This window comes from Marinobacter metalliresistant, assembly GCF_038098645.1.
GTDB lineage: Bacteria > Pseudomonadota > Gammaproteobacteria > Pseudomonadales > Oleiphilaceae > Marinobacter > Marinobacter metalliresistant.
Genome location: NZ_CP101118.1, coordinates 1,866,741 through 1,878,118, shown reverse-complemented (window position 1 = coordinate 1,878,118; position 11,378 = coordinate 1,866,741). Strand labels below are relative to the sequence as shown.

Sequence of the window (11,378 nt, the reverse complement as noted above, 5' to 3'; positions counted from 1 at the left end):
TGAGTGGTCACTGACTTAGTGAGACTTGCGAACCCGCAGGTACCATTCGGCCAGGAGCCGTACCTGCTTCTCCGTGTAGCCTCGATCGACCATACGCTCGACGAACTGCTTGTGCTTGTTCTGATCTTCCTGACTGGCTTTCGGGTTGAAGGAGATCACCGGCAACAGGTCTTCTGTGTTCGAGAACATCTTCTTCTCGATCACACTGCGCAGCTTTTCATAGCTGAGCCAGGACGGGTTGCGGCCCTGATTGTTGGCCCGTGCCCGCAGCACAAAATTGACCACCTCGTTCCGGAAATCCTTCGGGTTGCTGATGCCAGCCGGCTTCTCGATCTTCTCCAGCTCATCGTTGATGGACGAGCGGTCGAGGATCTCGCCGGTCTCCGGATCCCGGTATTCCTGGTCCTGAATCCAGAAATCGGCATAGGTGACATAGCGGTCGAACAGGTTCTGGCCATACTCGCTGTAGCTTTCCAGATACGCGGTCTGGATTTCCTTGCCGATGAACCGGACATAGTGCGGTGCCAGGAATTCCTTGATAAACCTGAGGTATTTCTCATGGGTTTCAGACTGGAACTGCTCCTGTTCAATCTGCTTTTCCAGAACATAGAGCAGGTGCACCGGGTTGGCGGCCACTTCGGTGGTGTCGAAGTTGAACACCTTGGACAGGATCTTGAAGGCGAACCGGGTCGAGAGGCCGTCCATGCCTTCCATCACGCCGGCGGCATCCCGGTACTCCTGGATGGATTTGGCTTTCGGGTCGGTATCCTTGATGTTCTGGCCGTCGTATACCCGCATCTTCGAGAAAATGCTGGAGTTTTCAGGCTCTTTAATTCGTGAGAGCACGGAGAACTGCGCGAGCATGTCCAGAGTGTCAGGTGCGCAGGGCGCGCCTTCCAGAGAGCTGTTGCTCAGCAGCTTCTTGTAGATTTCGATTTCTTCGGTCACCCGCACACAGTAAGGCACCTTGACGATGTAGACCCGGTCAAGGAAGGCTTCGTTGTGTTTGTTGTTGCGGAAGGTCTGCCATTCGGATTCGTTGGAGTGGGCCAGGATCACGCCGTCAAAGGGCACGGAACCCATACCTTCGGTGGTGTTGTAGTTGCCTTCCTGGGTGGCGGTCAGCAGTGGATGCAGCACCTTGATCGGTGCCTTGAACATCTCCACAAACTCCATCAGGCCCTGGTTGGCCTTACACAGGCCGCCGCTGAAGCTGTAGGCATCCGGATCATCCTGGGAAAAATCTTCCAGCATGCGGATGTTGACCTTGCCTACGAGGGCGGAAATGTCCTGGTTGTTGTCATCGCCGGGCTCGGTCTTGGACACGCCGATCTGGTCGAGTACTGAAGGGTATTTCTTGACCACCCGGAACTGGCTGATGTCGCCGCCATATTCGTGCAGGCGTTTGACGGCCCAGGGGGACATGATGGTTTTCAGGTAGCGGGCCGGGATGCCGTATTCCTCTTCCAGAATCTGGGCATCTTCAGCCGGGTCGAACAGGCCAAGCGGCGATTCGTTCACCGGCGAACCCTTTATGGCGTAGAAAGGCACCTTCTGCATCAGTGACTTGAGTTTTTCCGCCAGGGAGGATTTACCGCCGCCGACCGGGCCGAGCAGGTAAAGAATCTGTTTCTTCTCTTCCAGGCCCTGGGCCGCGTGGCGGAAGAAAGACACGATGTTTTCGACGGCATCTTCCATGCCGTAAAACTCGGAAAATTCCGGGTAACGCTTGATGACCTTGTTGGAAAAGATGCGTGACAGCCTCTGATCACGGGAGGTATCGACGAGTTCTGGTTCGCCGATGGCAATTAACATGCGCTCAGCGGCCGCGGCATAGGCCGTTGGGTCCTTTTTGCAGATCTCCAGGTATTCCTCCAGGCTGTATTCTTCTTCCTGGGTACTCTCATACCGGTCTTTGAAGTGCTGCAGTATGCTCATAGATCGCCCCTCGCTCGCTGTTCTTCAGCTTTCAGTTCACGCAATTTCCCCGTTGCAGTTGGCTCCGCCCGTCCGGGCGGTCTGTCTAGTTATGGGTGGAAGGAATGGATACTTACAAGCCGGTAAACGATCGGGTCGTGGTCGGCTTGCTTACTTTGAGCTTAGTTCACGCTCGCGGACTTGGACAGTGGGGGAGTGGTTAAGGTTCATTAAATTGTGTTGGGCGGGTGTGGTGTTTTTGTAGCTTTGGTTGGGCTTTGGGGCTTGTTCTGGGGGCTGGAGTGCACCGGGGGTCTTTTTAAAAACGAATTGGCAACTCGCTGCGCTCAGACATCAAATTCGTTTTTAAAAAGACCCCCGGTACACTCCGGTCAGGCCTCGTGGAGTCGCCCTGGCGCGCTACAGCTTGGTCAGGCGAAACACGCTTTCCGTCGCGCCTTCCAGGCCTTTTCGTTTGGTGAACGGGTGATCCCTGGCCAGGGTGTTGGTCAGGATGTGCTCTACCTTGTAGTCATCGGCGTACAGCGCTTTTACTTCGTCGTCGCTGACGTTGAACGGCGGGCCTTTTATTTCGGTGGCGTAGTCGAGGGTGATCAACAGGATTCGGGTGCCGTCCGGGATGATGGTGGTCAGGTGGTCTACATAGCCTTTACGCATGTTCGGGGGCAGGGCGATGAGGGCGGCGCGGTCGTAGACGAGGCGGACGTGCCTGAGATCATCAGGTGCCAGCTGGAAGAAGTCGCCGCACCAGAGTTGAAGATTATCGTGTCGGAAGGTGGTGAAGGGCTCTCCAGGGTGAACTTTGGCTTTTTCTCCGGCCTCTTCGAAGAAGTCCTTGCAGGCGATGTCGCTCAGTTCCACGCCGATGACGGGGTGGCCGCGGTCATGGAGCCACCACATGTCGTGGGCTTTGCCGCAGAGGGGGACGAAGACGGCGCCGGTGCCCCTGCCGGCGAGTTCGGGCCAGTGATCATAAAGATACTGATTGACGGTGCCTTCGTGAAAGCCGATTTCCTTCTTGGTCCAGCGTTCGTGCCAGAATTCGTGTTCCATGGTTTCCACCCTGTTCTTGGACATTTGGACGTTTGCTTCAGTCTAGCTTAATCTGTGGCTATCTGGATTCAGGAGAAAAGTATGAAAGCGGTGTTTCTTGACGCCAAGACGCTCGGCGATGATGTGGATCTGTCGCCTATCGAATCGGTGACCGGCAAGCTTGAAAAGTATGACCGGACTGCCCCGGAGCAGGTACTGGAGCGGATCCGGGGCTTTGATACGGTTCTGGTCAACAAGGTGGTGCTCAGCCGGGAGCATTTCGAGGCCTGCCCTGAGCTGACGACCATTGCGGTGGTGGCCACGGGCCTGAACAACATTGACCGGGCGGCGGCGAAGGATCACGGCATCAAGGTGATGAACGTGACCAATTACGGCCGTGCCACAGTGGCGCAGCACACTATGGCGCTGATGCTGGCACTGGCCACACGGTTGCTGGATTACAGCCGGGATGTGCAGGCCGGGCGCTGGGGCCGGAGCGACATGTTCTGCCTGATGGATCATCCGATCATGGAGCTGGAGGGTCGCACCCTCGGGATCGTCGGCTACGGTGACCTGGGCCAGGGGGTGGCAGAGCGTGCGGCTGCATTCGGGATGAAAGTTGTGTTGGGCGCACGGCCGGGCCAGGAAGCGGGAGTCGTGGATGATTACCCCCGGATCCCTCTGGAAGAACTGCTGCCGCAAGTGGATGTGCTGTCACTCCATTGCCTGCTCACGGATGAAACCCGTGATCTGATCGGTGCCCGTGAACTGAAACTGATGAAGCCCGATTCATTGCTGATCAACACCAGCCGGGGTGGTCTGGTGAACGAGCAGGCGTTGGCGGACGCCCTGAAGGCCGGCGAAATCGGCGGTGCCGGTTTTGACGTGCTGACCGAGGAGCCGCCCCGACATGGCAACCCCCTGCTGGCGGACGATATTCCGAACCTGATCATTACCCCGCACTCTGCCTGGGCCAGCCGGGAAGCGCGGCAGCGCATTGTCGGTATTACTGCCACCAACTTGGCGTCGGGGGGTTGAGTAAACCACTTCGGCGGCAGTGCACTCTCACTCTTGAATATATTGTGATCCAGACTCTCGCAAAAGGCCGTGAATCAGCCATACTAGGTCCCGACTGGATATCTGTCTGATAAACTGAATAAAACACGGAACGACAGGACCTATAGTGGCTTCATTCCAATTGAAAGAACGGCTCCAGGCTGCGGAGAGCTGGATTCTGGCCAACCCCAATCCGCCCCAGAGCTGGCCCTGGACCTGGTTGTACAAGGTCGGGCGCACGGTGTATGCAATGGCCCGGGATGTTCTCAGCGGGCAGCTGACGCTCCATGCCATGAGTCTGGTTTACACCACGTTGCTGAGTATTGTGCCGTTACTTGCCCTGAGCTTCTCGGTGCTGAAGGCGCTGGGTGTGCACCAGCGAATGGAGCCGTTCCTGTTCCAGTTTTTTCAGCCCCTTGGGCCACAGGGCATCGAACTTGCGGAACGGATTCTGGGATTTGTCGACAACATGAAAGTCGGGGTGCTGGGGTCCGTCGGACTTGCGTTGCTGGTTTACACGGTTGTTTCACTACTTCAGAAGATAGAACGTTCCTTCAACATGATCTGGCGGGTGCCGGACATGCGCTCCATGGCCCAGCGCTTCAGTAATTATCTCAGCGTCATCATGGTTGGCCCGCTTCTGATGGTGTCGGCCATTGGTGTCAGTGCCACCATTTTTTCCTCGACGATTGTCCAGAAACTGATCGAGATTGAGCCCTTTGGCTCTGTGATTCTTGTCGTCAGTCGTTTTACCCCGTTCTTCCTTGTGGTTGGTGCCTTTACCTTTGTTTATGTGTTCATGCCCAACACCCGGGTCCGGTTGCGCTATGCTGCGATTGGCGGCCTGATTGCCGGGGTTTCCTGGCAGGCGGCGGGGATGCTGTTCGCCTCGTTTGTCGCGGGATCGGCCAAATACGCGGCAATATACTCCAGTTTCGCCATTGGCATTATCCTGTTGATCTGGATCTACCTGAACTGGATGATTCTGCTGCTCGGTGCCAGCCTGGCGTTTTATCTGCAAAATCCGGGTACCGTGGCCAAGCGGCGTCAGGTGCAACTGGCGCCCGAGTTGCAGGAGAAGGTTGCACTGGCAACCATGTGGCTGGTGGCCAAACCCTTCAGTGAAGGCAGGCCGGCGCCGCAACAGGAAGCACTGGAGCAGGAACTGAAGGTGCCCGGCGAAGTGACCCGCGCCCTGAGCGACAAGCTTATCCGGGCAGGGCTTTTGACGCTGGCGGGGCGCCAGGGCGATCAGCTTGCGCCCGGGCGGGCACTGGATCTGATTACCGTGGGTGAAGTACTGAGGGTTGTCCGCAACGATGAAGACCGGGTCGTTGATCGGCTCCCGAATGTGATTCCCGCGGAGCTGGTGGGAACGCAAAGAGCCGATGAAACCCGGACATTTGCCGAGTTGTTGCGCGGCGAAGGAGACTCGCAAAAGACCAGCTCAAGGGCCGAGTCGGAGCCAGTCTCAGCCTCTGACGGTTGAGCGCCCGCCTTCCCGGAGCATGGTCTGAAGTGCCCTGCGGACGTTGCTGATCTGGTCGTCTGTCAGCCGGACGACCTTGGGCAGGTCCTCTTCGGCGAGGTTGCGTTGATGGGCGTGCCTGAGGACTTCCCGGGTACCGATCACCATGCCGTCGGTCAGGGGGGTATGTCTCTGCCTCGGGGCAGGGCGTTCCGCGGCCAGAAGGTAGGCGTGGTACTTGGGCGGCAGATTCCACTCATTGGCCAGCAACTGGCAGGTGGCCCATTGGTAGCGAGCCAGCGCATGGCGAACCAGTGCCGGCTCCGGCTCCGCAGAGGTTGTCCGGGACCGGCAGATCCGCTGGAGTTCCCGCCGGATGGTAATGTAGGCCAGCGAAGGCAGTAACCCGACCATGAAATGGGCGCTGGTGTCCTCGCCATGTATTCTCGCAATAAGTTCCGAGGCGCGTGCGCAGGTGAGGCCCCAGCGCCACGCCCGCTGACCGAAAAGCGCTTCACGGCTGTTCCTGGCGGCCATCATCGGGCGCATCACCGCAGCGGCGATGACATTCCGGATGCCATTGACTCCCAATACAAAGACTGCCTGATCCACCGACTCGATGGAATGGTCCCCAGGACGGAAATAGGGGCTGTTGGCAATCTGCAGGAGCTGATCGGTCAGTGAAGGATCCCCGAGAATGATGTCGGTGAGCTGCTGACGATCCGTGGATTCGTCGGATAGCGCCCGCATCAGCATTGGCAGGCTCATGGGCTGTCTGGGAAGTTCGTCCACCCGGTTATTGGAGAGGCGCTGGTGCAGTTCCTCCAGAACAGCTCCAGAGGACGAGAGATCGGCCTTCAGAGCAAGAGGCTCGGCGTCCAGCAGCCAGCAAAACAGGTGATCTTCCAGTTGCTGGGCGAGCTCGGGGCCAGTGTCCGGGGTGTCATTCGCCGGATTTTCCGGTGCCGGATTGAAAAGTCGCGCCTCCAGGGCCGGTGGTGCGGGTTGTGAGGTAGAGAATAATCCTGAAATCCAGGAGAGAAAACCTGGCATCCGTTGCCTCCGGGTCGAACCTGCTCGAAGTAGTGAACCTCCGTTTCTGTGAGTATAGAGGTACGACGCATCCTTGCACAGGTTAAGCCCGTGAATTGAAGCCGGAATTTACAGGAACGATTCCCCGAACACGAAGACCAGCTGGCAGATACCGGCGCCGAAGCCCAGGAAGGCGCCCACCAGGATCAGTTTGATTTCATCCTCCTGGAAGCAGGGCCGGAGCAGGTCCTGAAATTCCACGGAGGATAGGGCAATCATTCGCTCTACCATAATGGATTCGACGGCCCTTGCCCGATCTTTCTCGAATACGGGGTTGTTGAAGGACGTCTGGGATATTTCGATCGCCTTTTCGCCAACCTTGTTTTTCAGGGAGGCAAACCCGGTGGGGCCAAAGGCGACCTGGGTCAGCGCCTTACCCATGCCGGCGGTTTCATCCACCAGTGGCTTGATGTGTTTCTTAACCATATTGCGGGCGCGGTCGCCTTTAGGGCCGTCGAGAATCGCGTTAATGATGTTGCCAACGGTGAGGATTTCATGGGTAACGATGTGGCAGAAGGACTCCGCCACGGCCGGCTGTCGTTTGAGAAACAGGCCCTGCACCCGGAACGGCCCGATTTTTTTTGCATGTAACGGGCGGAAGATGACGTTGAGTGCAATCCAGTTGGTGGCCCAGCCAACCAGCAAGCCGAAGAATGGCAGCACCCACCAGCTCGGGTACACGTACCAGACAGCCATCTGAATCAGGCCGAACAGGAAGCCGAAGTAGAGACCGGAGTTGATGATAAAGCGGAACTCGACTTCGCCGCATTCAAGAAAGATCCGGTTCAGCAGTTCCTTGTCGCTCGCCAGTCGCTCGATCACCATGCCCTTGATGTCCAGCAGGTCTTCGATGTTACCGGAGACGTCTTCAACGAGGTTGTCGACCAGTTGAGGGGTGGATTTTCGAACCCGGTCGTAAACCATTTTCCGGGCTGAAGCCGGGAGGTTTTCCCAGAAGGTGGGGTATTCCTTCAGCATCATTTCGTCCACGTATTCTTCGATGCGAGGGTCTACGGAGTGAACGATGTGGGTGGCCAGTACCTTGGGGTCGATCTGCTGGAAGATTTCCCGAACGGTGCCGATTTTGGAGATGGTGGCGTCTACGCTGATGGCGGCCATTTTCCGGGCTTTTGAGGGGATGATGCCTTGCCAGCCCAGTAGCGGTGGCTTGCCGATGAATTCCAGGGGGTAGAAGGTCATTTTGATGGCGAGCCAGTTGGTGCTCCAGCCGATCAGGGCGGCAATCACCGGGATACTGAGGTATTGCCAGAATTCTTGGGTGTTTAGCAGGCTTGTCATCCTGGTACTCGCAGTCTCTTTAGTATTTTTGCTCTGAGTCTGAGCGGGCGCGGGCAGGCGCTTCTGAAACACGCTGTGAATACGTCCCTGTATGCTCGGCTCCGCCATCTATGGCTCCGCACGGTTTCAGAAGTGCCCACCCGCTGTCAATGACCTGGGCGCCAGCTTGCGACGGCGGCACGGTCGGGGGTTGATCAACCGCTGATATTGCCTCATAACCATTTCCGGGCAGGAAGTATGTGTTCAGTCTAGATTCAGCTTGATCACATAGACTGGACACTAACGGTTAGCAAGAGCCGAAAGCTACACGCTTTCACCTCGTCCTGTTCTGGCCCATGGGTCGAGCAGATTCCCGTATCGCGGTGAGAGATTGAAGTGCGGATTTTGGCAATGTCTTCCTCGGGGTGGCCCTCGGTTTCATACTGGGCAAAACAGTTGGGGGTGTTCATCTTCGCTTGGCTGGCAATCCGGCTGCGCCTCGCAGAACCAGCTTAACCAAACCATATCCTGACACTGAGAGCTAAAACGACTATGAATACCAAGCTAACGAGAGACAAGGGGCCCGACCCGATGGTCAGGTCTGACAAACAGGCCACCATCCAGAGCAACCCGGCGGCGGAACTGTTCGCCTACCAGACCGACCTGTGGCGGCGCTGGGTGCGCTACCTGGACACCCTGCGCGAGCGAGCCAATAACATGCTCGAGCATGAGCAGGCCGGCAAGCCACCGCTACTCGACTTCGACTATGAAATGATCCTGGACGGCCGCCGACTGGAGCGCCCCGCCAACTATGCCCTGCTACGTATCACCCGGGTCGGCGAGGACTGTCTGGAAGACTGCCTTGACGAGACCAAACCGCCGGTGATGATCGTCGATCCGCGCGCCGGTCATGGCCCCGGCATCGGCGGTTTCAAGCAAGATTCCGAAGTAGGCATGGCACTCCACGAGGGGCACCCGGTCTATTTCGCGATCTTCTTCCCCGAGCCCATGCCCGGGCAGACGCTGGAGGACGTGTTAAACGTACTGCGGCGCTTCGTCGAGACGCTGGCCGAGCGCCATCCCGGCATGCCGCCGGTGCTCTACGGCAACTGCCAGGCGGGATGGGCCATCGCACTGCTCTCGGCTGATTGTGAGGGCCTGGTCGGGCCGGCGGTGCTTAACGGCTCACCGCTGTCCTACTGGGCCGGCGAATCCGGCGTTAATCCCATGCGCCTCGCCGGTGGGCTGTTGGGCGGCGCCTGGATGACGCACCTGCTGGCGGACCTGGGGGGTGGGCGCTTTGATGGCGCCCATCTGGCGGCCAACTTCGAATCCCTTAAGCCGGCAAATACCTTGTGGCAGAAGGACTACCAGTTGTTAGCCGACATCGACGGCCAGCGCGAGCGATTCCTGGACTTTGAGCGCTGGTGGACCGGCTTCTATAGCCTGAGCAAGGAAGAGATTGTCGCCATCGTCGAGAATCTCTTCATCGGTAACAAGCTGGAACGTGGCGAGTTTGAAGTCCATCCCGGTTGCACCGTTGACCTCAAGCGCATCCGCAACCCGCTGGTGATCTTTGCCTCCAGTGGCGACAACATCACCCCACCGCACCAGGCGCTCAACTGGATCCCAGCGGTGTACCCGGACACCAAGGCACTCAAGGCCGCTGGCCAGCGAATCGTCTACCTGATCAACCCACACGTTGGCCATCTGGGAATCTTCGTTTCCGCCAAGGTCGCACGGCTGGAGCACCGGGCGATCCTCGAGAGCGTTGGCGATCTCAATGACCTTGCCCCCGGGCTCTACGAGATGAAGATAGACAACCCCACCGGCGACCCGGACTGTCACAAGCCCCAGTTCCAGGTGCGTTTCGAGGAACGTCAGGTGGAAGATCTGGAGTACCCGGACCAGGCACCGGAGTTCGAGCGCGTAAAAGCCCTCTCCAGGCGCAATGTGGCCCTCTATGAGACCTTTGTCGGGCCCTGGGTACGGCGGGTCACCACCCCCTGGTCGGCCGAGATGCTGCGCCAACTGCATCCGGCAAGAACCAGCCGCCTGATGTTCTCGGAGCGCTTCGCGCCCTGGATGGGCGGGGTCAAGTGGCTGGCCGAGAGGATGGAGACCAGGCCAACGCCGGTCAATAGCAGTAACCCCTATCGGCAATGGGAGACGTCAATGAGCGACTCCATCGCCTCGGCACTGACGCTTGCGGGCACGGCCCGCGACAGTGTCTTCGAGATGGCGTTTAAAAGGCTCTATGGCGGGTTATGGCCCGGCAAGGACAAAACAGATACGCGAGGTGATCAATCATGAAAGAATCCAACGTCGTTCTCTGCGCCCCGGTACGCACAGCCATCGGTACCTACGGTGGCACACTCAAGGCCATACCGGCACCCGACCTCGGTGCTACTGCCATCGCCGAGAGCCTGCGCCGCTCGGGCCTGACCCCCGACGATGTGCAGAGTGTGGTGCTGGGTCAGGTGGTTCAGGCCGGCGCCAGGATGAATCCGGCGCGCCAGGCTGCGATCCACGCCGGATTGCCGGTGTCGGTGCCGGCCATGACGGTCAACCGGGTCTGCGGCTCCGGCGCCCAGGCGGTGATTAACGCCGCGCAGGAGGTGATGCTCGGGCATCGTGACTGTGCTATCGCCGGCGGAATGGAGAACATGGATCTTGCGCCCTATCTGGATCTGCACGGGCGCTGGGGCCACCGCATGGGCAATGCCGAGATTTACGACAGCATGCTGCGCGACGGGCTCAATGATGCCTTCTCTGATCAGCACTCCGGGTGGCACACCGAAGACCTGGTCAGCCGCTTTGACATCAGCCGCGAGGACCAGGACCGTTGGGCGGCGCGCAGCCAGCAACGCTTCAGCGAGGCTCAGGCGGCAGGACGCTTCGACGCCGAGATCGTGCCGGTCGAAGTCACATCCCACAAGGGCACGGCGGCCTTCGGGCGCGATGAGCACAATCGCCCCGACGCCACCGCCGAGGGCCTCGGCAAACTCAGGCCGGCCTTCCGCAAGGACGGCACCATTACCGCCGGTAACGCCCCTGGGCTGAACACGGGTGCGGCAGCAATGATCGTCGCTGATCGCGCCTGGGCGGAACGCCGTGGCCTTGAGCCCATGGCGCGGCTGGTGAGTTACGGCATCGGCGCGGTGGAGCCCGGCTATTTCGGCCTGGGCCCGGTACCGGCGGTGCAACAGGCACTGGCACGTGCCGGTTGGAGCGTAGGTGATATCGAACGCATCGAGATCAACGAAGCCTTTGCTGCCATCGTCCTTGCCTTGACCCAGGAGCTCGGTCTGGCCGAGGATATCGTTAACGTGGAAGGCGGCGCGATTGCGCACGGCCATCCAATCGGAGCCACCGGCGCGGTGCTGACCACCCGGCTATTACACGCCATGGCCCGAGATGACGTGCGCCGTGGCGTGGTTACCCTGTGCATCGGTGGCGGCCAGGGGGTGGCACTGGCGTTGGAACGCCTGGCGTAATCACGAATCAACCCGCA

At 59.0% G+C, this 11,378-nt stretch carries 8 protein-coding genes; 4 read left to right on the top strand and 4 right to left on the bottom strand.

The features are described 5' to 3' along the window. Window positions 1–15 precede the first annotated feature (15 nt). Complete coding sequence (locus tag NLK58_RS08855) at window positions 16–1,938, bottom strand: PrkA family serine protein kinase (protein ID WP_341582548.1); 1,923 nt, start codon at window positions 1,936–1,938, stop codon at window positions 16–18. 399 nt (window positions 1,939–2,337) lie between these two features. Next, on the bottom strand, window positions 2,338–2,991 hold the full coding sequence (tmpT, locus tag NLK58_RS08850; RefSeq protein ID WP_117620326.1) for a thiopurine S-methyltransferase: 654 nt from the start codon (window positions 2,989–2,991) through the stop codon (window positions 2,338–2,340). An 81-nt stretch (window positions 2,992–3,072) separates the two neighbouring features. Between tmpT and NLK58_RS08845 the strand changes: the two genes are divergently transcribed. Together NLK58_RS08845 and NLK58_RS08840 are read left to right on the top strand one after the other, a co-directional pair. Next, window positions 3,073–4,008, top strand: a complete 936-nt coding sequence (locus NLK58_RS08845) for a D-2-hydroxyacid dehydrogenase (RefSeq protein WP_341582546.1) — start codon at window positions 3,073–3,075, stop codon at window positions 4,006–4,008. A 145-nt stretch (window positions 4,009–4,153) separates the two neighbouring features. Then, the gene (locus NLK58_RS08840) at window positions 4,154–5,515 is read left to right on the top strand and encodes a YihY/virulence factor BrkB family protein (protein WP_341582545.1); all 1,362 of its coding nucleotides are present in this window, start codon (window positions 4,154–4,156) and stop codon (window positions 5,513–5,515) included. On the opposite strand, the gene NLK58_RS08835 is transcribed toward NLK58_RS08840, so the two are convergent. Further along, window positions 5,498–6,547, bottom strand: coding sequence for an HDOD domain-containing protein (locus NLK58_RS08835; protein WP_341582544.1), 1,050 nt, complete (start codon window positions 6,545–6,547; stop codon window positions 5,498–5,500). The two genes, NLK58_RS08840 and NLK58_RS08835, sit on opposite strands and share 18 nt — an antisense overlap. Window positions 6,548–6,655: 108 nt before the next feature. Beyond that, window positions 6,656–7,885, bottom strand: coding sequence for a hypothetical protein (locus tag NLK58_RS08830; protein ID WP_341582543.1), 1,230 nt, complete (start codon window positions 7,883–7,885; stop codon window positions 6,656–6,658). A 531-nt stretch (window positions 7,886–8,416) separates the two neighbouring features. Here NLK58_RS08830 and NLK58_RS08825 point away from each other — a divergent pair. Beyond that, the gene (locus NLK58_RS08825) at window positions 8,417–10,177 is read left to right on the top strand and encodes a DUF3141 domain-containing protein (RefSeq protein ID WP_341582542.1); all 1,761 of its coding nucleotides are present in this window, start codon (window positions 8,417–8,419) and stop codon (window positions 10,175–10,177) included. Beyond that, window positions 10,174–11,361 carry an acetyl-CoA C-acetyltransferase gene (locus NLK58_RS08820; protein ID WP_341582541.1) on the top strand — a complete coding sequence of 396 codons (1,188 nt, stop codon included), beginning with the start codon at window positions 10,174–10,176 and terminating at the stop codon, window positions 11,359–11,361. The genes NLK58_RS08825 and NLK58_RS08820 overlap by 4 nt, the downstream gene beginning before the upstream one ends. The last annotated feature ends 17 nt before the right edge of the window (window positions 11,362–11,378 follow it).